Here is a 26,094-nt window from a genome sequence, read left to right on the forward strand (position 1 = left end):
CTCACGGCGCCACCTCCGGCACGCATTGCAGGGGCGCCGGACGAGGCCGCGCACCTGCGGCGACCACCTGCGGCGATGCCGGTACCCGCGTACGGCACTGCCCCCTGCTGGTGGTGATGTACAGCACGGTGCCAGCGGCCACGTCTTCCAGGTACAGCAGTCCGTCGTAACCGACCGAGGCCTGGCGGCCATCCGCCAGTTGCACCTCGCTGCCTGCTTCCAGCGGCTGCCCCGCCATGTCCTGCACGGTGAGGGTCAACGACGGCCGCGAGCGCAGGTTGAAGGTCAGGCCGGTGCCGGCACGCTGGCGCGGTGTTACCCAGTCCTCGATGCGATCGGCGCGCATGTCCGCCGGCAGGTCCAGGGTGTCGATGGAGACGCGGTTGCGCTGCCAGGACAGCAGTGGGCTGATCAGCAGCAGGCCACGATCGTCGGTGACACCGATCAGGCGGTTCTCAAGCCGCACGGGAACACCGCCAATGCCATTCGTGCTGACCACCGCGAAGGCATCGGCGACTTCGCGGGCGGCGAAGGTGTGCCCGGCCATCCACACCAGGCTGCCGCTGGCGCTGCCATAGGCGTAGTTGAGGCCGGCCTGGCGCGAGGCACCGAAGGCGTAGCGACCGACATCGTTGAGGATGCCGACTTCGGCCAGGCCGCCGCTGCCGTCGTCGCCGTGGCGGACCTGTGCGCGCCAACCGATCCCCCCGGCACTGCCGTCACCCGGGACTGGCTGGGTGACATCGGCGACCCAGCTCTGGCGGTCGCCGTTGCGCTGGGTGGACAGGCTGGCCTGGCGGTTGTTGCCCAGGCTCGCGGTCAGCGACAGGTAGACACTGCGGTCATCGCTGTTGTCCAGGTTCTGGTTGACCGACAGGTAGGCCGACCAGCGCTGGCGCCAGCTGCGTGACCAGAACAGGCTGGCATAGCGGTTGTCCTCGCCATCGGGATAGCGCAGGCGCAGGTAGCTGGCGCTCAGGGAGCCCAGGCGCAGCAGGTCCAGGCCGACCGTGGCCTGCTCGCTGATGCTGGGCGGCAGGTTGGCCTGCAGCGCGCCCAGGTCGCGGTAGTCGCCGTGGCTGCGCACGCTGCGCAGATTGACGTTGAAACGACGGTTGTTCCAGCTGTACCCCAGCGCCCACTGGCCGCCCTGCAGGCCCTGGTAGCGGCTGTGGGCGTACGCGGCATTGACCACGCCCGCGCCGCCCAGCAGCCACCAGCCGCCCACGCCGGCCTGTGCCAGGCCGCCGCCACCTTCGGCGTGTGCTTCGCCGGTGAATGTGTCGCTGACGCCGCCGCGCCAGCTGGCGCTTGCCACGGTACGGTCGTCGTAGGCGAAGGAGCGCTCGCCGAACTGCTCGCGCAGCTGGCCGACGCCGAGCGACCAGTCCGACAGGCCCTTGGCCAGCAGTTGCTGGGTGCCGTAGAAGCTGAAATCCAGGGTCTGCATGCGGCCGAACGCATCGGTGACCACGACCTGCGCGCTGCCGTTGCCGCTGATGCCCGGTTGCGCCGCCAGCTGGAATGGTCCGACCGGCACCTGGCCGCTGTACTGGCGCAGGCCATCGACATACAGCTCGACCGTGGATGGCACCACCGCCTGGCCGAGGAAGGCCGGCGTCGGGGTAAGCACACGGTACGGCTGCAATCCGTAATTGCGGCCGATCTGCAGGCCGCCCAGGCGTACCGGCCGGCTCCAGTCGACGAAGCCGCTGTAGAAGTCGCCCACCTCCAGAGTCAGCGCCCTGTCCGGGAAATCCAGGGTCCAGCGCGTGTCCAGGCGTACGCTGTCGCTGCGCCAGTGGCGGTCTCCGGTCTGGTAGCGACGGCTGACCGCGGTGTTCTCGAAGGTGCCGGCACCCACGCCGAACACCCGCAGTTCAGAGCTCAGGGTCAGATTGCCGAGGCGGTCGACGCGGCTGCCATACAGGTCGTAATTGAGCAGGACGCCGGGCGAGGCGCTGCTGCGCGGCGCGCGCGCCTGCGGGCGGCCGAGCACGGTCGTGGGCAGGGTCAACTGGTCCAGTGGCACGTCCAGCGCGAGGGTCTGCAGGTGGGCGTCATAACGCACCACCGCGCCGCTGATCTGGTCCAGATACACGGGAGCATCGCCACTGGCATTGAAACCGAGCTGGCGCAGGATCTCGGGGCTGGCCTGCAGGCGGCCGCGATTGTCGGTGAAGGGCAGCAGGCCGCGTGGCGTGCTGTTGAGGGTCACGTCCAGGTACAGCGTCTGGTTGGCCGTGAGTGGGGTCGGTGGCGGCAGCAGGGCATCGGCGGAGACCCCGGAGACATCGGCTGCATGGGCCGCCGGGGACAGGGCCGCACCGAGCGCTGCGCTCATCAGCGCCTCAGCGAGCCGGTGGTGGCGGCAGCGACGTCTGTTCCGACTCGCCATTGAGCTTGGCCGTGATCTGGTCGTTGTCGCGGTCGATCGCCGTGCGCTCCAGCGGCCAGCGCATGACCTGGCCGGGCAGCACGTAGCCCAGCAGGCCGGGATGGACGATACGCGGCCGCTCCGGGCTGCCCAGGGCGAGGTCGGCGATCTGCGCGTAGCTGTTGCCGGTATTGCCTACTTCCACGCCGTTGCGACCGTCGTCCAGCCGGACCAGGCGGGCGTGCAGCTGCGGTGCCAGCCGGGCGCTGGCGCCGGGTTGCACGAACACCGGGATGGAATAGCGCAGTACGAACTGCATGCCTTCGCTGCGCGTGGCCAGATCGGGCACCTCATCGACGATCAGCCGGTAGTACTGCTGCGCAGCCGGTGCGTCGGCAACGGCACGCATGACCCGCACCAGCTGCTGCTGGCCCGCTGCCAGTTCCTGCATCGGTGGCGTAGCCAGCAGATCCTCGGTGGGCAGCAGTTGCTCCTTCCCGTCCTGCTGTACCCACCGGAACACCCTTACCTGCAGCTTCACCGGCGAGGTGCCGCTGTTGGTCAACCACAGTTCGCCAGCGCGCTGGCGTGCTTCCAGCTGCAGGCTGGTGGGGGCGACCTGCAAGCTGGTCGCCGAGACCTCGTTGACCCCAAGCAGGCTGAAGACGAGCAGCGCCAAGCCGGTGGCGCGCCACGGGCGGGATCCGGCCATGCGGGCGTGCTCCATCAATAGGTGATCGTGGCGGTAACGGTATCCAGGTAGTTGCCGGTAGCAGCGTTGGCCGTGCTCAGGTTGAGGATCTGGCCGTAGACGATGTAGGGCACCGCCAGCCCGGTGCCGATGCCGGCCTGGGTGTTGGTGCCGGTAGTGGCGCCCCAGACCAGGGTGTGTGCGGCATCCTGGTAGAGCTGGTAGCCCACGTAGTTGTTCGCGGTCACTGCGGCGTTGGTGTTCTTCATCCGCCGCGTGGTGACGTCATTGGCCGTGCCGGCATTGGCACCGGCATTCAGCGCGATGGTGTACGGGGTCAGCGCCGAACACTGCGCGGTCACAGTGCCCTGGCCCAGGGTCGGGGTGGCGGTGGTGGAAGCGGCGGTGCCGAAGTCGACGTTGGTGGCTGCGGCCGCAGTAATGGTGCAGGCCTTGGTGACCACCAGGGTGACGTTGAACGTGGTGGTATCAGCGGCGGCGGCCGGGCCTGCCACCAGCAGGGCCAGGGCCCAGGCCAAAGGGGAACGAGCTGCGGATCGCATGGACAACCTCCCTGACCCGAAGGTCCGTTGAACAGGGCGAAAACGGCACATTCAGCGCCGTTTTGACGACAGTGACCCCAGCGTAGGCACCGTAAGTGTCTGTATTGCGTGAGAATCAGGGATTCGAAAGGGTGTGGGCCATCACGCTTTCACCTTCCTTGCCGGATCCGTGCATGGCCCGGATCGCCAGTTGGGTGGCGTTCGTTCAGATTGCGGCCGGATCGGCGATAATGGGAGCCATGAGCGTGAATATCAAAACCCCGCAGGAAATCGAGATGATGCGCATCGCCGGCCGCCTGGCCAGCGAAGTGCTCGACATCGTCACCCCCCACGTCAAGCCCGGTGTCACGACCGAGGAACTGGACCGCATCTGCCACGACCATGTCGTGAACGTGCAGGGCGCCATTCCGGCCAACGTCGGCTACCGCGGCTTCCCAAAGACCGTGTGCACCTCGGTCAACAATGTCATCTGCCACGGCATTCCCAGCGAAGGGAAGGTCCTCAAGGATGGCGACATCATCAATATCGACGTCACCGTCATCAAGGACGGCTGGCATGGCGACACCAGCCGCATGTACTTCGTCGGCACCCCGTCGGTGATGGCCAAGCGCCTGGTCGACGCCACCTATGAGGCCATGTGGCGCGGCATCCGCGCGGTGCGTCCGGGCGCAACCCTGGGCGACGTCGGCCATGCGATCCAGAGCTATGCCGAAGGCGAGCGTTTCAGCGTGGTGCGCGAGTACTGCGGTCACGGCATCGGCAAGGTCTACCACGATGAACCGCAGGTGGTGCACTACGGCCGTCCGGGCCAGGGCCTGGTGCTGCAGCCGGGCATGACCTTCACCATCGAGCCGATGATCAACGAGGGCACCCGCTACAACAAGGTGCTGCCCGATGGCTGGACCGTAGTGACCAAGGACCGCAAGCTGTCGGCGCAGTGGGAGCACATGATCGCGGTCACCGAGACCGGCGTGGACGTGCTGACCCTGTCGCCGGGCGAGTCGCAGGTCTCCTGACGATGCTGCCGGCGAGTTCGCTGCTGGACACGCCGGCCGCGTCGCTCAACGACCCGGATTGGGCTGCTGCCGCGCGCGATGCGCTGCAGCAGGCCGATACGCGCCTGTACCGCCGCTTCGACCAGGGCGACAACATCGAGCGCCTGCTGGCGTTGCGCGCGCGCGCGGCCGATCACCTGATCCGCCATGCATGGCAGCGCTGCCTGCCGGCCGACAGTGGCCTGTCGCTGTTCGCAGTAGGTGGCTATGGGCGTGGTGAACTGTTCCCGCGCTCGGACATCGACCTGCTGGTGTTCGGCGATCCGCTCGCGCAGCTGGCCCACGAGGACGCGCTCGCGCGGCTGTTCGCGCTGCTGTGGGATTGCGGCCTGGCGGTGAGTCACGCGGTGCGTTCGGCCGCGCAATGCAGCGAGGCCGCTGCTGACCAGACCGTGCTGACGGCATTGATCGAAGCGCGTCCGCTGATGGCTGATGAGGCAGCGCGGCGTGCGCTGCGTGCGGCGGTGGATGACCGCGAACTGTGGCCACCGCGTGCGTTTTTCCTGGCCAAGCTCGAGGAACTGCGCAACCGTCACCAGCGCTTCGGTGACACTGCCGACAACCTGGAGCCGGACCTGAAGGATGGCCCCGGCGGCCTGCGTGATCTCAATACGCTGGGCTGGATGGCGCTGCGTGCGTTTGGTGTGCGCGGTCTGGAAGCGCTGGTCGGCCTGGGCCATCTGGGCGCTGACGAGGCCGCTGCGCTGAAGCGCGAACGCGCGGTGCTGGCACGACTTCGCTTCGGCCTGCATCTGGTGGCGCGACGCCCGGAAGAGCGCCTGCGCTTCGATTACCAGAAGACCCTGGCCGCGCGCCTGGGCTTTGAAGACGACGCCGAAAGCCTGGGCGTCGAGAAGATGATGCAGGGCTTCTACCGCGCCGCGTCGGTGGTGCGGCGGATCAGCGATCGTCTGCTGCAGCGCTTCGAGGAACAGTTCGATGGCGAGGCGCAGCCCGAGCCGCTGACCGTGGGGTTCGCCCTGCGCCGTGGCTATCTGGCGGCCAACGATGCCGACTGGCCGAACGCGGACATCGGCCAGGTCTTCGCGCTGTTCGCCAGCTGGGCGAACAATCCGCAGATCCGCGGCCTGCATTCGTTGACCGCGCGCGCGCTGGCCGAATCGCTGCCGCTGCTGCCTGCCTATGACCAGGCAGACCCTGACGCGCGCGAACAGTTCATGGCCCTGCTGCGTGGCCAGCGCCCGGTCGACACGCTTTCGCGCATGGCGCGGCTGGGCGTGCTCGGGCAGTGGATTCCCGCGTTCGCCCAGGTCAGCGGGCGCATGCAGTTCGACCTGTTCCACGTCTACACCGTCGACCAGCACACGCTGATGGTCCTGCGCAACATGGGGCTGTTCGCCAGCAGTCGCGCCGACGAACGTTTCTCGATCGCCCATGAAGTCTGGCCGCGCCTGCGCAAGCCCGAACTGCTGCTGCTGGCCGGCCTGTTCCACGACATCGCCAAGGGGCGCGGCGGCGATCATTCCGAACTGGGCGCGGTCGATGCACGGGCCTTCTGCCACGCGCAGGGGCTGAGCGGTTCGGATACCGAGCTGGTGGCCTGGCTGGTCGAACAGCACCTGCGGATGTCGGTGACCGCGCAGAAGCAGGACATCGCCGATGCGGACGTGATCCATCGTTTCGCGACCCTGGTCGGCAGCCGCGACCGCCTCGATTACCTCTATCTGCTGACCTGCGCCGACATCGCCGGCACCAGCCCGAAACTGTGGAACGCGTGGAAGGACCGGCTGCTGGCCGATCTGTACTTCGCGACCCGGCGCGCGCTGCGCGAGGGCCTGGAGCATCCGGTGCCGGCCGCCGAGCGCGTGGCCGAAGCGCGCGACAGTGTGCGTGCGCTGGTGCGCGAGCAGGGCTACGACGATGCCACCATCGACCGCCAGTTCGCGGTGATGCCCGACGAAGGCTTCATCCGCCTGCGCCCGGAACAGCTGGCCTGGCAGGCCGCCGCGCTGGTACCGATCAAGCAGGGCCAGACGCTGGTGAAGGTACGTCGGATCAGCGTCGACGACCCAGCACTGGAAGTGTTCGTGCACTCGCCGGACCGTGACGGCCTGTTCGCCGCGATCGTGATGACGTTGGACCGCAAGGGCTACGGCATCCACCGCGCGCGCGTGCTGGATGGTCCTGCCGACACGATTTTCGATAATTTTGAAGTGAGCCCGGCCGATACGTTTGCCGATGGCAGCAGCGCCAATCTGGAAGCGGCCCTGCGCGAGGCGCTCAGTGGCGATTTGACGCGGCTGCGTCCCTCGCGCCGGGTGGTGCCACGCCAGCTTCGCCACTTCCGTTTTGCCCCGCGCATCGAGTTCCGCGATGAACCCGGCGCGACCCGTTTCGCCCTGGTCGCACCCGACCGCCCCGGCCTGCTGGCCGACGTGGCGTTCGTGCTGCGCAACCAGGGACTGCGCGTGCAGGACGCGCGCATTGCCACATTCGGCGAACGCGCCGAAGACACCTTCGTGATCAGTGACGAACACGACCTCCCCCTGACTGAATCCGCCCGGCAGCAGCTGCATGACGCAATGCTGGCCTGCCTGGACCCTGATCGAAACGCTGGAGACCCCGCCTGATGGCCACCAAGCCTGTAAAGAAGACTGTCGCGACCGCCAAGAGCGCAGCAGCCAAAAAGACCGCTGCCGCTGAGCCGGTTGCGAAGAAGACTGCCGCGCCGAAGAAGGCTGCGGTGAAGAAGGCACCAGCGAAGAAGGCCCCGGCCAAGACCGCCGAAGCCGCGCGCGCCGAGAACATCGCACGCAAGTCGCTGCGCAAGCCGGCCGGCCCGGGCGTGGAAGAACTGAAGTTCGGCATCGAAAGCGCTTTCGAGCGCCGCGCCACGCTGACCCTGCACGAACTGGAAGGCTCGACCCGTCCGCTGGTCAACCGCGTGATCGATGGCCTGGAAAGCGGCGAATTCCGCGTCGCCGAGCCGGACGGCCATGGTGGCTGGAAGGTCAACGAATGGCTGAAGAAGGCCGTGCTGCTGTATTTCCGCGTCAACGACATGGCCGTGGTCGATGCACGCCCGGCACCGTTCTGGGACAAGGTCGAATCGCGCTTTGCCGGCTATGACGAGGCGAAATTCCGCCGCGGCGGCGTGCGCGTGGTGCCGGGTGCGATCGCCCGTCGCGGCACGTACTTCGGCAAGGACGTGGTGCTGATGCCGAGCTTCACCAACATCGGTGCGTACGTCGGCGAAGGCACCATGGTCGACACCTGGGCCACCGTCGGTTCCTGCGCGCAGATCGGCCAGCACTGCCACCTGTCCGGTGGTGCCGGCATCGGCGGCGTGCTCGAACCGCTGCAGGCCAGCCCGACCATCATCGAAGACCATTGCTTCATCGGTGCGCGTTCGGAAGTGGTGGAAGGCGTGGTCGTCGGCCATCACAGCGTGATCGGCATGGGCGTGTTCCTCAGCCAGAGCACCCGCATCTACAACCGCGCCACCGGCGAAATCAGCTACGGCTACATCCCGCCGTACAGCGTGGTGGTGTCCGGCTCGCTGCCGAGCAAGGACGGTACCCACTCGCTGTACTGCGCGGTGATCGTCAAGCAGGTCGATGCCCGCACCCGCAGCAAGACCAGCGTCAACGACCTGCTGCGCGGCCTGGCCGACTGACGGAGCCGCACGCATGAGCACCACCGTCTACGGTCTGAAGAACTGCGATACCTGCAAGAAGGCGACCAAGTGGCTGGACCGCTTCGGCGTGCCGTACACCTTCGTCGACTACCGCGACAACAAGCCCAGCCCGGAAACGCTGCTGGAATGGGCCGCCCAGCTGGGTGGCCTGGCGGCGATGGTCAACAGGTCCTCCACCACCTGGCGGCAGTTGCCGGACAACCGCAAGGCCGCCGATTCGGAAGCGGAGTGGAAGCTGCTGCTGCGCGAATACCCGCAGCTGATCAAGCGCCCGCTGGTGGTGACTGCCGACGGCAAGGTCAGCCAGGGTTTCAGCGACAACGGCTTCAAGGCGCGCTTCGGCGTGGGCGGCGCGTGAGCGCCGTCCTCGACCTGGCCTGCGATCTGATTGCACGGCCGTCGGTGACCCCGGACGATGCCGGTTGCCAGCTGCTGATCGGTGAACGTCTGCAGGCGGCCGGTTTCACCTGCGAGCACCTGCGGCTGGGCGAGGTCGACAACCTGTGGGCCACTCACGGCAGCGGCGCACCGGTGCTGGTCCTGCTGGGCCACACCGACGTGGTGCCGCCGGGCCCGCGCGAGGCATGGCAGAGCGATCCGTTCGCACCGCAGATCCGCGATGGCGTGCTGTACGGTCGTGGTACCGCGGACATGAAGGGCAGCGTGGCTGCGTTCGTGGTCGCTGCCGAACAGTTCGTTGCGGCCCATCCGCAGCACACCGGCACGCTGGCGGTGCTGTTGACCAGTGACGAAGAAGGCGATGCCATCGACGGCGTGCGCCATGTCGCGCGGCTGTTCGCCGAGCGCGGCCAGCGCATCGACTGGTGCATCACCGGCGAGCCGTCGTCCACCGCCACGCTGGGTGACCTGCTGCGCGTGGGACGGCGTGGCAGCCTGTCGGCCAAGCTGCGCGTGCAGGGTGTGCAGGGCCACGTGGCCTACCCGGACAAGGCGCGCAACCCCATCCATCTTGCCGCGCCGATGCTGGCCGAACTGAGCGCACGGCGCTGGGACGAGGGCTATGAGAGCTTCCCGGCGACCAGCCTGCAGATCTCCAACATCCATGCCGGTACCGGCGCCAACAACGTGATTCCCGGTGAGCTGGAGGTGGATTTCAACATCCGCTACAACCCGCATTGGGATGCAGCGAAGCTGGAAGCGGAGATCACCACGCTGCTGGACCGTCATGGCCTGCAGTACACGCTGAAGTGGCACCGCAGCGGCGAACCGTTCTACACGCCCGAAGGGACGTTGCGCGCAGCGGCGCGCGCCGTGTTGGCTGAGCACACCGGTCGCGCGCCGGAAGAGAGCACCGGTGGTGGCACCTCCGATGCGCGCTTCATCGCACCCCTGGGTGCGCAGTGCATCGAAGTCGGCCCGGTCAACGCAAGCATCCACCAGGTGGATGAAAACGTGCGCGTGGACGAGCTGGAAGCGCTGCCGGGGCTGTACCAGCGACTGGTTGAACGCCTGCTGGTGTAGCGCTCGTCCAGCAGGTTGCTGTGGATACGCCGGGCATCGCCCGGCGCTATTCCGAGAACTGGAAGAACGGCGGTTTGATCGCTTCGCGCCAGTACGACTCGTCGGCCATGTAGAAGTCCTGCGCGTGTGCCTTGGCGAACCACGCCGCCGCGGCATCTACGTTCTTCTGCAGGCCATCGCCGCCGCGACCGAGAGCCAGTCCGGCCAGGTACTGGCCATACACGTTGCCCTGCGCAGCGGCACGCTCATACCAGCGCAGCGCTTCGGTTTTGTCCTGCACCACGCCGATGCCGGCCTCGTACAGCGTGCCCAGGTCCACCTGCGCTTCGGCATCGCCGCGCGCGGCGCGGCGCTGGATGCGCGCGATCACCGGGTTCGGTGAGGCATCAGCGCTGAGCGGAGTGCCGGGTTTCGCGGACCCGCTGGTGGCATCGCGCAACGGCTGCAGCTTGTACAACTGACGCAGGTAGACCGCGCGGCGCAGGCGCCAGCGCAGTGCGCCCTCCATGTCGCCACGTCGCTCATACCACGTCTCCAGATCGCTCATCGCATACGGCGAGCCGTGATAGGCAGCGCGGTGGTACCAGCGGTAGGCCTTGCGCGCGGAGGGTTTCAGCACCACCGCGTCGGGCTTCTGCGGGGTATCAGCACTGTCCAGCCGGCCGCGTTCCAGGATCGTGCCCAGCTGTTCCTCGGCGCTTGTGGTGCGATGGGTGCGCGGCGAGGTGGCAGCGGCGCGCGCGTACCAGTCCAGCGCGCGCACGTCGTTGCGGTACTGGTACAGCTTGGCCACGCGCAACGCCGAATCGAACTGGCCATCGGCAGCTGCGGCCAGGGCGTCGCGTTCGCTGTCATCGACCGGGCGGGTGGGCGTGGTCGCACAGCCGGCCAGGGCGATCAGGGCCAGGAGGGGCAGCAGGCGACGGCAGCAAGGGTTCATCCATGAATTCCGGAAAGCGGGCAGGGAATTATCGGGGTCGCTACCGGCGTGGCCGCTGAATCGGTTGCCATCGCAACTGTTGCGCCGCGCCGGAAACCCGGTTACGGTCGGATCCATGTCGCTCCGCCTGGCCACCGCCGTCAACAACAGCAACCGCAATAATCTGCGCGCGAATAATCGTGCGCGGCCGATGCGGGACTGCGCCCTGGGTAGATAGACAGCAACATACGCCCGGACACCAGAAAACCCGCATCGGCCGATGCGGGTTTTTTTGTGCCCGGGCGCAGCCCCACCCGGGCCTGGATGGCCGGTCGAACACCTTCCCCCCGTGTACTTCCCCACAACAGGAGTTCCACCCATGTGTTCGATCTTCGGTATTTTCGGCCTGCAGGCCGGTGACGATCTTCCTTCCCTGCGCCGCCATGCGCTGGAGCTGTCGCAGCGCCAGCGCCATCGCGGCCCGGACTGGAGCGGCGTGTACCTGGACGAAGGCGCGCTGCTGGTCCACGAGCGCCTGGCCATCGTCGATCCGGCCGGCGGCTCGCAGCCGCTGCTGTCCGAAGACGGGCAGCTGGCGCTGGCGGTCAACGGCGAGATCTACAACCACCAGCAGCTCAAGGCCGGCCTCGCCGAAGCCTATGCCTTCCAGACCGGCTCGGACTGCGAGGTGATCAACGCGCTGTACCGTCAGGGCGGATCGCCCGCGCAGTGGCTGGAACAGCTCAACGGCATCTTCGCCTTTGCCCTGTGGGACCGTGCAGCCGGCCGTGTGCTGGTGGCGCGCGATCCGGTCGGCGTGGTGCCGCTGTACTGGGGCCATGATGCGCAGGGGCGGCTGCGCGTAGCTTCTGAAATGAAGGCGCTGGTCGATACCTGCGCCGACGTTGCCCAGTTCCCGCCGGGCCATTACTACGACAGTGCCAGCGGCGAACTGGTGCGCTACTACCAGCAGCCGTGGCGCGAGTACGACGAGGTGCAGGGCCGCCAGGCCGATCTCGCCGAGCTGCGCCAGGCCTTTGAACATGCGGTGGAACGCCAGTTGATGAGTGACGTGCCGTATGGCGTGCTGCTGTCGGGCGGGCTGGATTCGTCGCTGGTTGCCGCCGTGGCAGCACGTTATGCGCGGCGTCGCATCGAAGATGGCGGCCAGAGCGAAGCCTGGTGGCCGCGCCTGCATTCGTTCGCCATCGGCCTGAAGGGTTCGCCGGATCTGGCGGCTGCTGCGGTCGCCGCCGAAGCGCTGGGCACCGTGCACCACGGCTTCGAATACACCTTCGAGGAAGGTCTGGATGTGTTGCCGGAGGTGATCCGCCACATTGAAACCTACGACGTCACCACCATCCGCGCCTCCACGCCGATGTTCCTGCTGGCGCGCCGGATCAAGGCGATGGGGGTGAAGATGGTGCTGTCCGGTGAGGGCAGCGACGAGATCTTCGGCGGCTATCTTTACTTCCACAAGGCACCGGACGCGCGCGAATTCCACCAGGAACTGGTGCGCAAGCTCGACGCCCTGCACAACTACGATTGCCTGCGCGCCAACAAGTCGATGATGGCCTGGGGCGTGGAGCCGCGCGTGCCGTTCCTGGACCGCGAGTTCCTCGACGTGGCCATGCGTTTCGATGCCGCGCACAAGATGGTCGGTGCCGGCTTCGGTGGTCGCCGCATCGAGAAGGCAGTGCTGCGCGAGGCCTTCGAGGGCTACCTGCCGGACAGCATCCTGTGGCGGCAGAAGGAGCAGTTCAGCGATGGTGTCGGCTACGGTTGGATCGACGGCCTGAAGGCGCACGCCGAAGCACAGGTCAGCGACCGCGTACTGGCCGCCGCCGACAAGCGCTTCCCGCACAACCCGCCGCAGACCAAGGAGGCGTACTACTACCGCCACCTGTTCGAGCAGTTCTTCCCCAGTCATGCGGCGGCTGAAACCGTGCCGGGCGGGAAGTCGATCGCCTGTTCCTCGCCGGCAGCCATTGCCTGGGACGCCAGCTTCGCCGCAGCCGCCGATCCGTCGGGCCGCGCCATCGCCGGCGTGCACGAGCAGGCTCTGGCCTGACCGGCAGTGCCCGGTCGCCTGACAACGGTAGCGCCGGGCCATGCCCGGCGAGCGCACAGCGCCGGAGCAGGCAAGGACGTATCATCGGCGCCCTGCACATTGGGGAATGTTCATGGACGTACAGACCGGAGGTCCCGTGCGGCCGACGAAGTGGGCGTGGCGTTACCTGGTCTGGGCCGGCGTGCCGCTGCTGGTCGGCCTGCTGCTGGCCCGCTATGCCGGGCCCGGGCTGCCGACGGTGGCCAGCAAGGCCGAAGCCGTGGTCGGCAGCGATTGGGCGCATCACCTGGCCTCGCCGCTGGGCCTGTTCCTGCTGCAGCTGCTGGTGCTGTTGCTGGTCGCCAAGGGCGCGGGCGCACTATTGAAGCGTTTCGGCCAGCCGGCCGTGATCGGCGAGATGGCCGCTGGCCTGATGATGGGGCCGCTGTTGCTGGGCAGTCTGCTGCCACAGGTGCACGGCGCGCTGTTCCCGGCCACTTCGCTGGGGCCGCTGGGCATGCTCAGCCAGCTGGGCGTGCTGATGTTCCTGCTGGTGGCCGGCGCCGAACTGGATCTGGGTGCGCTGCGTGGGCGTCGTCGATTCGCCTTCACCGTCAGCCACGCGGGCATCGCGGTGCCGTTCGTGCTCGGCGTGGCCCTGGCCATCTGGCTGTACCCGCAGCATGGGCCGCAAGGTGTGAGCTTTACCGCGTTCGCGCTGTTCGTCGGCATCTCGATGAGCATCACCGCCTTCCCGGTGCTGCTGCGCATCCTCGCTGATCGCGGCATCACCCACACATCGCTGGGGCAGACCGCCATTGCCTGCGCGGCGTTGGGCGATGCGACCGCGTGGTGTCTGCTGGCGCTGATCGTGGCGGCTGCGCAGGCCACTGGCTGGCTGCCGGCCAGCCTGAACCTGCTGTGCGTGGTGGCGTTCATCGCGCTGATGCTGGGGCTGGTGAAGCCGTGGTTTGCCCGCCAGACCATCGCGCCGGGTCGCGAAGGACGCTGGCTGCTGGGCATCCTGCTGCTGTCATTGGCCAGTGCGTTGGTTACCGAAGTGCTCGGCATCCACGCGCTGTTCGGCGCGTTCGCTGCGGGTGTGGCGGTGTCGTCCAATGCGCAGCTGCGGCAGCTGCTGGTGGCCAGGGTCGAACCGTTCGCGGTGACCCTGCTGCTGCCGCTGTTCTTCGCCATGACCGGCCTGCGCATGCGTGCCGACGCGCTGCGCAGCAGCGACATCCTGCTGTGCGTGGTGGTGATCGCAGTGGCCACGGTGGGCAAGCTGCTGGGCACCTGGAGTGCGGCGCGCAGCACCGGCATGGCCTCGCGCGAAGCGTGGCGACTGGGGGCGCTGATGAACACCCGCGGGTTGATGGAGCTGATCGTGCTCAACCTGGGCTACGAGCTGGGCCTGCTGGGCGACCGCCTGTTCTCGGTGCTGGTGATCATGGCGCTGGTGACCACCGCAATGACCGGGCCGCTGTTGAACCTGATCGAGCGCCGCAGGGCCTGACCCGGTCGCGCCGGGCGGGCATTTTGTAGAGCCGAGCCCATGCTCGGCTCCGCACCAGAAGCAGCCGAGCATGGGCTCGGCTCTACAGCGTGCAGCGCACCCTCGGGCATGTGGGTGCCGCCGTCAGTGCACCGGTACCAGCGTCATCGTGTGCTGTGCCTTGCCGGGCAGGAACGGGGTGGGGCGACCATGCACCCAATCCTCATGGCCCGCGCCCCAGTAAGGCGACAGCGGATGGCCGCTCTGCCCACCCGGCATGTGCACGATGCCGTCGGCCTCGTGGCCGGGCGAGACCACCATCCGCTGCGAGGCACCGAAGGTCGGCGTCTGTACACGCGGCATATCACGGTCGCCGGGCAGCGGATCGGCCGGCATGCACAACCAGCGGCTGGCGAAGGCGGGCAGGGCGCGCGCGACCGGATGGCAGATCGCTGCGGTATTGCGCTCGCCCCAGCTGCGGTGTGCCAGCGGCCCCTGCGTGGACAGCTCCGCTTCGGTGCGACGTGCAGCGTCGGCCAGCAGCGCATCCCAGCTGGTGTACGCGGGCGGCAGCAGGTTGGCGGGTCGCTGTTCCAGCATCGGCCAGGCGACACCTTCCAGCTGCGCCAGACGTGGTGCCAGGAAGTCCTCGCCCAGCTGCGCCCGGGCCGGTGCCAGCAGCGCATCGTTCAGCGTGTCGAGCACCTGTGTACGGAACTCGCGCACCACCCGGTAGCTGGTCGAATTGATCGCGGCGCGCCCGTCCCAATGGCGGCTGACCGTGCCCAACCGCTTCAGTGCCGGATCGTCGCTGTGCTCGATCACCTCCTGCAGCAGCACCCACCAGCGCTGCAGGAACACTGCGCGGTCGTCCAGCTGGATTGCCAGCAGGTCGTGTTCGTCGAAGCGCTCCTGTGTGGCCAGCAGATCACGGATCTGCCGTCCGCGTGCACCGAGGTCGTAGCCGCCGTTGCCGACGGTGGCCAAGGTCGCCTCGTCCACCACGCGGCTGTTGGCGGTCCACAGCCGATGCGCGGGTGGATCGATCAGGCTCGGCGCGGCGTCGCTGCGGATCGGCCAGGGTGCGCAGCCTGGGTTGGCCTGATTGTCATTGAAGCCCAGTGGCGCGCAGCTCGGGCCACGGTCAGGTCGCGCGCCGACCAGGCGCCACGCGATGCGCCCGCTGCGGTCGCCGATGAGCAGGTTCTGTGCGGGAATGCCGGCGTGGTCGGCAATCTGCAGGGCCTGGTCCAGATCGGCGGCGCGTGCCATGTCGGCGAAGTCCATGCGCACCGCGCCCGGCAACTGCGCGACCCAGCGCAGGGCGTCACCGCTGCCATCGGCGTGGGTGTGCAGGATCGGCCCCCACGCGGTTTCGCGTACCGGGAATTGCACGTCGGTGCCGCCGGCCACGACGATCCGTTCCTCATGCACGGTCACCGTGGCGTCGGCGGGCTCGCTGCGGAAGTCGGCGGTGTCGATGTAGCTGTTGGTGAAACCCCAGGCCACGTGGCCGTTGCTGCCGACAATCACCGCCGGCACGCCCGGCAGCGAGAACCCGCTGACGTCGACCTGGCCACCTGCGGCCTGCGGATCGGGGTAGCGCAGGCGCACACGGAACCACAGGCTGGGGGCGCGCAGGCCCAGGTGCATGTCGTCGGCGACGATCGCACGGCCATCGGTGGTCAGCGCGCCGGCAACGGCGAAATTGTTGCTGCCGACCGCGTCGGCATCTTCCGCAGCCTGGCCGGTCGAGGCCTTCAGCGTGCGCAGGTCCAGCTGGTTGGCATCGGGCAGGGGGGCGTTGCCGCGGGGAGCGCCGGCCAGCGGCGCGTCCCATTCGCTGCCGTCATGCGCCAGCAGGGCATACAGGGCCGGCGGCACCACCGCGCGGATGCGCTGCAGGGCCAGTTCGGACTGGTTGCTGGGATCCTGCAGGTCCGCGTACATGGCCAGGCCTGCCAGCACGCTGTCGCTGGCCTGCCACGGTTGCGGCGCCTGCCGCAGCAGCAGGTAGGCCCATGGCCGCACCGCCAGGCTGCCCAGGCCCTGGTTGACCCCGTCCACATAGGCGCGCACGGCCGCAGGGTCGCTGCCCAGCGCATCCTGCAGATGGGCCTCGGTGCGCGCACGCAGGCGGTGTACGCGCATGCGCTTGTCGGCCTCGATCGCCTTCGCCCCGAACAGCGCGGACAGTTCACCGGCGGCACTGCGCCGCATCAGGTCCATTTCGAAATAACGTTCCTGCGCGTGAATACGGCCGAGCGCCCGCAGCGCATCGGCCTTGTTGCCGGCGGTGATGGTGACCACCCCCAGCGCATCGCGCTCCACGGTGACCTTGCCGGCCAGCCCGGGCAAAGGGCGCTCGCCGTCCAGCTCGGCCAAGCTGCCGCGCAGCAGCAACCACAGGACCAGCACCGCGAGCAGCACGATCGCGACCAACGCACCCAGAATCCACCGCCACGTACGACGCATTGCAGGTCCTTCCCGAGCATGTCGGCCGATTGTAGCCGCAGGCGCAACTGCGACTGATTCCGATTAGATCACCGTATTTCCAGATGGGGCACCATGGGCGCCATCGATTCACAGGAGCTCCCCCCATGAAAGGCAACCCGGACGTCATCGCCTGCCTGAAGGAACTGCTGCGCGGCGAACTCGCCGCCCGCGACCAGTACTTCATCCACTCCCGCCGCTACGAGGACCAGGGCCTGTTCGCGCTGTACGAACGCCTGAACCACGAGATGGAAGAAGAGACCCAGCATGCCGACGCGCTGCTGCGCCGGATCCTGTTCCTGGGCGGCGACCCGGACATGCGCCCGCATGCCACCGAGCCGGGCAAGACCGTGGAGGAGATGCTGCGCAAGGACCTGGACACCGAATACGCCGTTCGCAACAACCTCGCCGCCGGCATGAAGCTGTGCGAGGAGAAGGGCGACTACGTGAGCCGCGACATGCTGCTGGCGCAGTTGAAGGACACCGAGGAAGACCACGCGTGGTGGCTGGAGCAGCAGTTGGGCCTGATCAAGCGCATCGGCCTGGAGCTGTACCAGCTGAGCAAGATCGACGGCAGCGGCGCCCCGGCGCACTGATCCAGTACCGCCTTTGTAGAGCCGAGCCATGCTCGATTGCTTTCCGGTAGAGCCGACCGCTGGTCGGCTGCTGTACCTGATGTAGAGCCAAGCCATGCTTGGCTGCATTCCGCGGAAGCACAACGTCCCGTCGCCCGCCAGCACCGGAGCACCGCCAGCCAGCCTTCGCCAGCCAGCTGCTCCACCGCCCGCCAGCCGACAAACAAAAAAGCCGGGGAATGCCCCGGCTTTTTTGTGTCTGGCGTCCGGGGTCGGATCCGTTTTCGAAGAAAACGGCTCTGACCCCATCGGGTGAGGCGTGCCAACCAAGGTTGGCATCTACCAGAGGCGTTGCCTGGGATCGGAGCCCTTTCCGTTGAAAGGAATCCGACCCCGCGCCTCATTCGACCGACAGCCCTTCGACCTTCTGCCAGCCACGCGGCAGCAGGTGGCCGCGGGTGGCGCGGGCGCCCAGATAGGCCTCGAGCTCGTTGAACTTCAGGCCCATCGTGCGCTGGCCACTGCGCACCTGCAGGGTCTGCCCCGGGCTGATCGCCACGATCGCAACCACGCGTTCGGTGGCGAGCTTGGCCTTGGGGATCTCGATGATCTTGTTGCCCTTGCCCTTGTCCAGTTCCGGCAGGTCGCTGGCGGCGATCGCCAGCAGGTTGCCCGAGCTGGTCACCGCGACGATGCGGTCGGTGGCGACGTTGGCCACCACCGACGGCGACAGCACCGACGAGCCCGCCGACAGGTTCAGCATCGCCTTGCCGGCCTTGTTGCGGCCGATCAGGTTCTCGAAGCGGGTGACGAAACCATAGCCGTGGGTCGAGGCCAGCACGAAGCGGGTATCCGGTTCGGCGCTGGCCAGGGTCACGAAGCTGGTGCCCGCGGCCGGCGAGAAGCGGCCGGTCAGCGGTTCACCGTTGCCGCGTGCCGAGGGCAGGGTATGCACCGGCGTGGAGTAGGCGCGGCCTTCGCTGTCGAGGAACGCGACCTGCTGGGTGCTGCGTGCACGCACCGCGCCCTGCAGGGCATCGCCATCGCGGTAGGACAGGGTCGAGGCGTCGATGTCGTGGCCCTTGGCGGCGCGGATCCAGCCCTTCTCGGACATCACCACCGTCATCGGCTCGCTCGGCACCAGCTCGGTCTCGTCGATGGCCTGCGCCGCCTGGCGCTGCACCAGCGGCGAACGGCGCTCGTCACCGAACTTCTTGGCATCGGCCTGCAGCTCGTCGCGGATCAGCTTCTTCAGCTTGGCCTTGCTGTCGAGGATGCTCAGGATCTTGTCGCGCTCCTTGGCCAGCTCGTCCTGCTCGCCACGGATCTTCATCTCTTCCAGGCGGGCCAGCTGCTTCAGCTTGGTTTCCAGGATGTACTCGGCCTGGTCTTCGGACAGGCCGAAGCGCGCGATCAGCGCCGCCTTCGGTTCGTCCTCGGTACGGATGATGTGGATCACCTCGTCCAGGTTGAGGAACGCCACCAGCAGGCCTTCCAACAGGTGCAGGCGGCGCTCGACCTTCTGCAGGCGGTGCTGCAGGCGGCGGGTGACGGTGCTGCTGCGGAATGCCAGCCATTCGCCCAGCAGCGTCTTCAGGTTCTTCACCTGCGGACGGCCGTCCAGCCCGATCACGTTGAGGTTGACGCGGTAGCTGCGCTCCATGTCCGTGGTCGCGAACAGGTGGCCCATCAGCTGCTCGGCGTCGACGCGGTTCGAGCGCGGCACCAGCACCACGCGCACCGGGTTGGCGTGGTCGGATTCATCACGGATGTCTTCCAGCCATGGCAGCTTCTTTGCGCGCATCTGTGCGGCGATCTGCTCGATCACCTTCGACGGCGACACCTGGAACGGCAACGCGGTGACCACCACGTTGTGGGTTTCCTTGATGTAGGTCGCACGCGCACGCACGCTGCCGTTGCCGGTCTCGTACATGTTCCGCAGGTCGTTGGCCGGGGTGATGATCTCGGCGTTGGACGGGTAGTCGGGGCCCTTCACGTGCTCGCACAGGTCGCGCACGCTGGCATCCGGGTCGTCCAGCAGGTGCAGCAGTGCGCTGACGATCTCGTTGAGGTTGTGCGGCGGCACATCGGTGGCCATGCCCACGGCGATGCCGGTGGTGCCGTTCAGCAGCAGATGCGGCAGGCGTGCCGGCATCCAGGTCGGTTCCTGCAGGGTGCCGTCGAAGTTCGGCGCCCAGTCGGTGGTGCCCTGGCCCAGTTCGCCCAGCAGCACTTCGGCGATCGGGGTCAGCTTGGATTCGGTGTAACGCATCGCCGCGAACGACTTCGGGTCATCGCTGGAACCGAAGTTGCCCTGGCCTTCGATCAGCGGATAGCGGTACGAGAACGGCTGCGCCATCAGCACCAGCGCTTCGTAGCACGCGCTGTCGCCATGCGGGTGGTACTTACCGATGACGTCACCGACGGTACGCGCGGACTTCTTCGGCTTGGACGCGGCATTCAGGCCCAGCTCGCTCATCGCATAGATGATGCGGCGCTGCACGGGCTTCAGGCCGTCGCCGAGGAACGGCAGGGCGCGATCCAGGACCACGTACATCGAGTAGTCGAGGTAGGCGCGTTCGGCGTACTCGCGCAGCGGCAGTTGTTCGAAACCGTGGAACACGGGACGGGCAAGATCGGTCATGCGGCGTTGTTACCTATGTCGGGAGGCGGTGACGGCGGTCGCCGCTCTCAATCCAGTGATTATCCGGATGCGGCGGGGGATGCCAAGCCGCGTGCAGGGTCAAGGCCCGGTTCCAGGCCGTGGCCGGCCCGTGCCAGGTAGCGTCCGGGCGGCAACCCGAAGTGTCGCCGGAACACAGTGACGAAGGCGCTGGCGCTGCTGAAGCCCAGTGCGTGGGCGATATCGGCCACGCTGCGGCCCTCGCTGAGCTGCCGCAGCGCTTCGGCCAGCCGCGCCTGCTGCCGCCACTGGGCGAAGCTCAGGGTGGTCTCGTCGCGGAAATGGCGGGTCAGGCTGCGCGGCGACAGGCCGGCCCAATGCGCCCACTGCGCCAGGCCGCGCTCGTCGGCCGGGTCGGCCAGCAGCTGCGAGGCGATCTTCAGCAGGCGTCGGTCGCGTGGCATCGGCAGATGCATGCGCTGGCGCGGCGCGGTGCGGATCTCGTCCAGCAGCACGTTGATGATGTGCTGCCGCTCGGTGGTGCTTTCGTAGTCCTGCGGCCAGTCGCAGATGCGTTCGGCCACCGCCTGCGCCAGCCGCGAGATGCCCAGCACGCAGGGGTCGGCCGGCAGTTCGGCGCACAGCGGTGCGGCCAGCACCATGCCCCAGCCGCGCAGGGGACCATCGATGTGGACCGTATGCGGTTCGGCTGGTGGCATCCAGCCCGCCGAGCCTGGCGCCAGCGACCAGGTGCCATGTGAGGTGCGGGTGGTCAGCAGGCCGCGTTCAACGCAGATCAGCTGCGCGCGGACGTGGTGATGCCAGTCCACTTCGCGGGCCAGCCCCTGCGGGCTGTCGAAGCGGAAGGCGATGACCGGCGGGCCGTCGTTGCGCTCGAACCAGTCCAACGCTTCTTCACGCAGCAGGGTGGCAGGTCCGGGTTCGCCCGCCTTCACGTGGACTGGGGGTGGCTTGAATGTGACATTCATTGGCTGGATTGTACTACCGGGCCAGTTGGGAGCGCCATTAAGGTGGCGCCTTCACCTGATCCAGCCAATTGCTGCAACACAGCATTCGATGCCAGATCGAATATTTCCATTGAGAAATATTTTTTTTGGAAGAGAATGCTCCCCCATGATCTGTCCTGCAACCACTCCCCCCAGCTTCGGTCTGCTGCTGCGCCAGGTGCGCGACGGCCTGGTCCGCCAGCTCGACGCGTCCATGGCCGAAGAAGACCTCGGCATCGGCTTCACCCACTACATCGGGCTGAAGGTGCTCTCGAACATGGCGCCGTGCACGGCCAACGAACTGGCCCAGGCCATCGACCAGGTGCCCAGCGCGGTCACCCGCCTGCTGGACAAGCTGGAAGCGCTCGGTTGCGTGCGCCGCGAGCCGCATGCCCAGGACCGGCGTGCGCTGCAGATCGTATTGACCGAAGAAGGCCGCGCGCTGTGGGCGCGGTTGAAGCTGCGCGGCGACGCGGTGATGGATTACGCCCTGCGCGATCTGTCCGCCGACGAACGCACGCAGCTGCTGTCCCTCCTGACCCGAATCCGCGATTCCCTGACGACCCCATGAACCCGATCCCGCATCCCACTCTCCGCCGGTCCGGGCGCGCGCTGCTGGTTTCAGCGCTGGCCCTGGCCCTGGCCGCCTGCGCCAGCAGCCGCGGCCTCACCCCGCAGGGCCACGTGCTCGACGTGGACAGCCTGCACAGCGAACGCACCTTGTCCGACAGCGACCTGAGCGCCGCCGGTTTTCCCGCCCAGGACTGGTGGAAGGCACTGGGCGATACGCAGCTGGATGCGCTGATCGCCGAAGGCTTGGCCGGCCATCCGAGCCTGGACGCCGCCGACGCCCGCCTGCGCCAGGCACAGTCACAGGTCGGCACCGCGCGCGCCGATCGCCTGCCCAGCCTGTCCGTGTCCGGTGGCTACACCGGTCTGCGCCTGCCCGAATCGATGGCCGGCGATGAAATCGGTGGCCACTACGCCGGCAGCAGCCAGGTTGCCTTCGATTTCAGCTACGGCATCGACCTGTGGGGCGGCAAGCGCGCCGCCTGGGAGGCCGCCGTGGACGGCGCTCATGCCGCTACCGTCGAGGCCCAGGCCGCACGCCTGAACCTGTCCACCGGCATCGCCCAGGCTTATACCGATCTGGCTTACGCCTGGCAGCTCAATGACGTAGCCGAAGAAGAACTGGCGCGCTCGCAGAAGTCGCTGGAACTGACCCGTCAGCGTCGCAGCGCCGGCATCGACAGCGACCTGCAGGTGCGCCAGGCCGAAGCCCGTGTGCCGGCCGCACAGCAGCAGTTGCTGGCGGCGCAGCAGCGCATCGATGCGGGCCGCACTGCGTTGGCCGCGCTGGTCGGCAAGGGCCCGGACCGTGGCCTGTCGATCGAACGCCCGCGCGCGATGAACCCGTTGGCGCTGCAGCTGCCGGGCGTGGTGCCCAGTGAGCTGCTCGGTCGCCGCCCCGACATCGTCGCCGCGCGCTGGCGGGTAGAAGCGGCCGACAAGCAGATCAAGGTCGCCAAGACCAAGTTCTACCCGAGCCTCAACCTGACCGCACTGGCCGGCGTGGTCGCACCCAACGTCGGCGACCTGCTGCAGAGCAGCTCCAGCTTCGCCTACATCGGTCCGGCGCTGAGCATGCCGATCTTCGAAGGCGGCAAGCTGCGCGCGAACCTGGCCAACACCGATGCGCAGTACGACCTGGCCGTAGCGAACTACAACCAGGCGGTGCTCGATGCACTGCGCGACGTCGCCGACCAGGTCAACGCAGTGCGCTCACTGGCGCAGCAGGCGCAGTCGCAGCAGCAGGCGGTGGATACCGCACGCGCCGCGTTCGACCTGGCCCAGCAGCGCTATCGCGCCGGCATCGGCAGCTACCTGGACGTGCTGACCGCGCAGTCCACCCTGCTGCAATCGCAGCAGCAGCTGGCCGGCCTGCAGTCGCAGCAGCTGCAGACCTCGGTGCGCCTGAGCAAGGCGCTCGGCGGTGGTTTCCAGCCCAGTGACGCCGACGCCGCACCGCTTGCTTCCCATTCCGATTCCTCGCATTCCTGAAGACGCCTGCCATGAGCCAGACCCAAGACACTGCGGCCCCCGCCGCCCCCAACCGTCGCGGCAAGCTGCTGCGCGGCCTGTTCGTGATCGTCGTGCTGCTGCTGGCGGCACTGGCGCTGTGGTACTTCATGTTCGGCCGTTGGTTCGAAGAGACCGACGACGCCTACGTGCAGGGCAACCAGGTGCAGATCACCCCGCTGGTGGCCGGCACCGTGGTCGCCATCAATGCCGATGACGGCATGCGCGTGGAGCGCGGCCAGCTGCTGGTGCAGCTGGACCCGGCCGATACTTCGGTGGCCCTGCAGCAGGCTGAAGCCAACCTGGCCAAGACCGTGCGCCAGACCCGCGGCCTGTACCGCAGCGTCGAGGGTGCACAGGCGGATCTGAACGCGCGTCAGGTGACCCTGAAGCGCGTGCGCGACGACTTCGCACGCCGCAAGGGCCTGGCCGCCACCGGCGCCATTTCCAACGAAGAACTGGCCCACGCCGGCGATGAGCTGGCGGCTGCCGAAGCGGCCGTGGCCGGTTCGCGCGAGACCGTCGAGCGCAACCGTGCACTGGTCGATGACACCGTGATCGCCACCCAGCCGGACGTGCAGGCCGCCGCCGCGCAGTTGCGCCAGGCCTTCCTCAACAATGCGCGTTCGGGCATCGTCGCGCCGGTCACCGGCTATGTCGCCCGTCGTTCGGTGCAGGTCGGTCAGCGCGTGCAGCCGGGCAATGCGCTGATGGCGGTGGTGCCGACCGAGCAGATGTGGGTCGAAGCCAACTTCAAGGAAACCCAGCTGCGCCACATGCGCCTGGGGCAGGAAGTGGAGCTGAAGTCGGACCTGTATGCCGGTGACGTGAAGTACAAGGGCCGTATCGACAGCCTCGGCCTGGGCACTGGTTCGGCGTTCTCGCTGCTGCCGGCGCAGAACGCCAGCGGCAACTGGATCAAGATCGTGCAGCGCGTGCCGGTGCGCATCGCCATCGATGCCAAGCAGCTGGCCGAACACCCGCTGCGCATCGGCCTGTCGATGAAGGCCGAAGTGAGCCTGCGCGACCAGAAGGGCGAAGTGCTGCCGAGCGCGGCCGCCAAGGGCACGGTGTTCGACACCGACGTGTACGCCAAGCAGTTGCACGATGCCGATGAGGTGATCCACACGATCATCCAGGGCAACCTGCCGCAGCAGGGCAAGGCGAGCTGAGGCCGGCCATGTCCGCACAAGCTCCAGCTGCGCCCGGCTCTCCGGGCGCACCGGCGGCGCCGGGTGCGGCCGCCGGCTTCCTGCCACCCAGTGTGGCCCTGTGCACCGTGGGCCTGGCGATGGCCTCGTTCATGCAGGTGCTCGACACCACCATCGCCAACGTCTCGTTGCCGACCATCGCCGGTAATCTTGGCGCCAGTTCGCAGCAGGCAACGTGGGTCATCACCTCGTTCGCGGTGAGCACCGCGATCGCGCTGCCGTTGACCGGCTGGCTCAGCCGTCGCTTCGGCGAGCGCAAGCTGTTCGTGTGGGCCACGCTGGCCTTCGTGATCACCTCGCTGCTGTGCGGGCTGGCCCAGAGCATGGGCATGCTGGTGCTGTCGCGCGCGCTGCAGGGCTTCGTCGCCGGCCCGATGTACCCCATCACCCAGTCGCTGCTGGTCTCGATCTATCCACGAGAGAAGCGCGGACAGGCGCTGGCGCTGCTGGCGATGATCACCGTGGTGGCACCAATCTGTGGGCCGATCCTCGGTGGCTGGATCACCGACAACTACAGTTGGGAATGGATCTTCCTGATCAACGTGCCGCTGGGCATCTTCGCAGCGCTGGTGGTGGGTAACCAGTTGAAGGGTCGCCCGGAGCAGGTCGAAAAGCCGAAGATGGACTACGTTGGCCTGGTCACCCTGGTGATCGGCGTGGGCGCCTTGCAGCTGGTGCTCGACCTGGGCAACGACGAGGACTGGTTCTCGTCGATGAAGATCGTGGTGCTGGCCTGCGTGGCCGTGGTGGCGCTGACCGTGTTCCTGATCTGGGAACTGACCGACAAGGATCCGATCGTCGACCTGAAGCTGTTCCGGCACCGCAACTTCCGCGCCGGTACGCTGGCGATGGTGGTGGCCTACGCGGCGTTCTTCAGCGTGGCACTGCTGATTCCGCAGTGGCTGCAGCGCGACATGGGTTACACCGCGATCTGGGCGGGCCTGGCGACGGCGCCGATCGGCATCCTGCCGGTGATCATGACCCCGTTCGTGGGCAAGTACGCATCGCGCTTCGACATGCGCATGCTGGCCACGATCGCGTTCGTGGTGCTGTCGATGACCAGCTTCCTGCGGTCGGGGTTCAACCTGCAGGTGGACTTCCAGCACGTGGCCGGCGTGCAGCTGATCATGGGCATTGGTGTCGCGCTGTTCTTCATGCCGGTGCTGCAGATCCTGCTGTCGGATCTGGATGGTCGTGAGATCGCGGCCGGCTCGGGCCTGGCAACGTTCCTGCGTACGCTGGGCGGCAGCTTCGCCGCGTCGCTGACCACCTGGCTGTGGGCGCGTCGTACGCAGGTGCATCACGCAGACCTGACCGAACACATCTCGGTGTATCAGCCGGGCATGCAGGACCAGGTCGCAGCGATGGGGCAGGGCGACCTGCAACATGGTGCGGCGGTGTTGAACAACATGATCAACCACCAGGCGTCGCAGATGGGCTTCAACGACATCTTCTTCCTGCTGGGCTGGATCTTCCTGGCGATCATCACCTTCCTGTGGCTGGCCAAGCCACCGTTCGGTGCAGGCGCAGGTGCCGCCGCCGGTGGCGGGCACTGATCGATCGTTGTTGTTGAAACGCAGAAACCCCGCCGGAAGGCGGGGTTTTTGTTTGCAGTAGATCCACGCCACGCGTGGATGAACCGCCGCGATAACGATCGCGTTTCAAATTCCGGACATGAAAAAACCCGCTTGCGCGGGTTTGATCATTGTCTGAGTCATGGTGCCCAGGAGAGGACTCGAACCTCCACGAAGTTGCCCCCGCTAGCACCTGAAGCTAGTGCGTCTACCAATTCCGCCACCTGGGCGACTCAGGAGGA

19 protein-coding genes and 1 tRNA gene are annotated in these 26,094 nt (G+C 67.5%); 12 read left to right on the plus strand and 8 right to left on the minus strand.

Annotated elements, in window-relative coordinates; genetic code table 11:
* Position 1: 1 nt before the first annotated feature.
* From CR156_RS04250 to CR156_RS04260, 3 genes are read right to left on the minus strand one after another with little or no spacing between them, the layout of a single operon-like run.
* Positions 2–2,344 carry a fimbria/pilus outer membrane usher protein gene (locus tag CR156_RS04250; protein ID WP_100552019.1) on the minus strand — a complete coding sequence of 781 codons (2,343 nt, stop codon included), beginning with the start codon at positions 2,342–2,344 and terminating at the stop codon, positions 2–4.
* Positions 2,345–2,351: 7 nt separating this feature from the next.
* On the minus strand, positions 2,352–3,104 hold the full coding sequence (locus CR156_RS04255; protein ID WP_100552020.1) for a fimbrial biogenesis chaperone: 753 nt from the start codon (positions 3,102–3,104) through the stop codon (positions 2,352–2,354).
* On the minus strand, positions 3,104–3,631 hold the full coding sequence (locus tag CR156_RS04260) for a Csu type fimbrial protein (protein ID WP_100552021.1): 528 nt from the start codon (positions 3,629–3,631) through the stop codon (positions 3,104–3,106). Before CR156_RS04260 ends, CR156_RS04255 begins: the two co-directional genes overlap by 1 nt.
* Before the next feature lie 173 nt (positions 3,632–3,804).
* Between CR156_RS04260 and map the strand changes: the two genes are divergently transcribed.
* From map to dapE, 5 genes are read left to right on the plus strand one after another with little or no spacing between them, the layout of a single operon-like run.
* The gene (map, locus tag CR156_RS04265; protein ID WP_089239865.1) at positions 3,805–4,647 is read left to right on the plus strand and encodes a type I methionyl aminopeptidase; all 843 of its coding nucleotides are present in this window, start codon (positions 3,805–3,807) and stop codon (positions 4,645–4,647) included.
* A gap of 20 nt (positions 4,648–4,667) precedes the next feature.
* Complete coding sequence (locus CR156_RS04270) at positions 4,668–7,277, plus strand: [protein-PII] uridylyltransferase (RefSeq protein ID WP_457852736.1); 2,610 nt, start codon at positions 4,668–4,670, stop codon at positions 7,275–7,277.
* Positions 7,277–8,323 carry a 2,3,4,5-tetrahydropyridine-2,6-dicarboxylate N-succinyltransferase gene (gene dapD, locus CR156_RS04275; RefSeq protein ID WP_100552023.1) on the plus strand — a complete coding sequence of 349 codons (1,047 nt, stop codon included), beginning with the start codon at positions 7,277–7,279 and terminating at the stop codon, positions 8,321–8,323. The genes CR156_RS04270 and dapD overlap by 1 nt, the downstream gene beginning before the upstream one ends.
* A 13-nt stretch (positions 8,324–8,336) precedes the next feature.
* Positions 8,337–8,702 (plus strand): arsenate reductase, encoded by a 366-nt coding sequence (locus CR156_RS04280; RefSeq protein ID WP_025877641.1) that lies wholly within the window; start codon positions 8,337–8,339, stop codon positions 8,700–8,702.
* Positions 8,699–9,826 (plus strand): succinyl-diaminopimelate desuccinylase, encoded by a 1,128-nt coding sequence (gene dapE / locus CR156_RS04285; protein ID WP_100552024.1) that lies wholly within the window; start codon positions 8,699–8,701, stop codon positions 9,824–9,826. The genes CR156_RS04280 and dapE overlap by 4 nt, the downstream gene beginning before the upstream one ends.
* Positions 9,827–9,872: 46 nt before the next feature.
* Here dapE and CR156_RS04290 read toward each other — a convergent pair whose 3' ends face one another.
* On the minus strand, positions 9,873–10,766 hold the full coding sequence (locus CR156_RS04290) for a tetratricopeptide repeat protein (protein WP_100552025.1): 894 nt from the start codon (positions 10,764–10,766) through the stop codon (positions 9,873–9,875).
* A 358-nt stretch (positions 10,767–11,124) separates the two neighbouring features.
* On the opposite strand from CR156_RS04290, the gene asnB reads away from it, so the two are divergent.
* Both asnB and CR156_RS04300 read left to right on the plus strand, forming a co-directional pair.
* Positions 11,125–12,816 carry an asparagine synthase B gene (gene asnB / locus CR156_RS04295; RefSeq protein ID WP_100552026.1) on the plus strand — a complete coding sequence of 564 codons (1,692 nt, stop codon included), beginning with the start codon at positions 11,125–11,127 and terminating at the stop codon, positions 12,814–12,816.
* Positions 12,817–12,922: 106 nt separating this feature from the next.
* The gene (locus CR156_RS04300; RefSeq protein WP_100552027.1) at positions 12,923–14,311 is read left to right on the plus strand and encodes a cation:proton antiporter domain-containing protein; all 1,389 of its coding nucleotides are present in this window, start codon (positions 12,923–12,925) and stop codon (positions 14,309–14,311) included.
* Positions 14,312–14,434: 123 nt separating this feature from the next.
* Here CR156_RS04300 and CR156_RS04305 read toward each other — a convergent pair whose 3' ends face one another.
* Entirely contained in the window at positions 14,435–16,765 is a 2,331-nt protein-coding gene (locus tag CR156_RS04305) for a penicillin acylase family protein (protein WP_100552028.1), read from the minus strand.
* A gap of 125 nt (positions 16,766–16,890) precedes the next feature.
* Here CR156_RS04305 and bfr point away from each other — a divergent pair, with 125 nt between their 5' ends.
* Positions 16,891–17,379 carry a bacterioferritin gene (gene bfr, locus CR156_RS04310; protein WP_025877631.1) on the plus strand — a complete coding sequence of 163 codons (489 nt, stop codon included), beginning with the start codon at positions 16,891–16,893 and terminating at the stop codon, positions 17,377–17,379.
* Between the two features lie 379 nt (positions 17,380–17,758).
* On the opposite strand, the gene parC is transcribed toward bfr, so the two are convergent.
* Both parC and CR156_RS04320 read right to left on the minus strand, forming a co-directional pair.
* Positions 17,759–20,002 carry a DNA topoisomerase IV subunit A gene (gene parC, locus CR156_RS04315; protein WP_100552029.1) on the minus strand — a complete coding sequence of 748 codons (2,244 nt, stop codon included), beginning with the start codon at positions 20,000–20,002 and terminating at the stop codon, positions 17,759–17,761.
* 59 nt (positions 20,003–20,061) lie between these two features.
* Positions 20,062–20,970: an AraC family transcriptional regulator gene (locus CR156_RS04320; protein WP_100552030.1), complete on the minus strand. Its 909-nt coding sequence runs from the start codon at positions 20,968–20,970 to the stop codon at positions 20,062–20,064.
* 145 nt (positions 20,971–21,115) lie between these two features.
* On the opposite strand from CR156_RS04320, the gene emrR reads away from it, so the two are divergent.
* Genes emrR through emrB form a run of 4 tightly spaced genes read left to right on the plus strand, consistent with a single transcriptional unit; the run spans position 21,116 to position 25,834 of the window.
* A complete protein-coding gene (emrR, locus tag CR156_RS04325; protein WP_089239884.1) occupies positions 21,116–21,559 on the plus strand; it encodes a multidrug efflux system transcriptional regulator EmrR in 444 nt (147 codons plus the stop codon).
* Positions 21,556–23,049: a multidrug efflux transporter outer membrane subunit EmrC gene (emrC, locus tag CR156_RS04330; protein WP_100552031.1), complete on the plus strand. Its 1,494-nt coding sequence runs from the start codon at positions 21,556–21,558 to the stop codon at positions 23,047–23,049. The genes emrR and emrC overlap by 4 nt, the downstream gene beginning before the upstream one ends.
* An 11-nt stretch (positions 23,050–23,060) precedes the next feature.
* Complete coding sequence (gene emrA, locus CR156_RS04335; RefSeq protein WP_089239888.1) at positions 23,061–24,239, plus strand: multidrug efflux MFS transporter periplasmic adaptor subunit EmrA; 1,179 nt, start codon at positions 23,061–23,063, stop codon at positions 24,237–24,239.
* 8 nt (positions 24,240–24,247) lie between these two features.
* Positions 24,248–25,834: a multidrug efflux MFS transporter permease subunit EmrB gene (gene emrB, locus CR156_RS04340; RefSeq protein WP_100552032.1), complete on the plus strand. Its 1,587-nt coding sequence runs from the start codon at positions 24,248–24,250 to the stop codon at positions 25,832–25,834.
* Positions 25,835–25,995: 161 nt separating this feature from the next.
* Here the strand turns inward: emrB and CR156_RS04345 are convergent.
* Positions 25,996–26,082, minus strand: a tRNA-Leu gene (locus CR156_RS04345).
* Positions 26,083–26,094: the final 12 nt, after the last annotated feature.

The sequence above is a fragment of the Stenotrophomonas lactitubi genome, assembly GCF_002803515.1.
In the GTDB taxonomy this organism is placed as follows: Bacteria; Pseudomonadota; Gammaproteobacteria; order Xanthomonadales; family Xanthomonadaceae; genus Stenotrophomonas; species Stenotrophomonas lactitubi.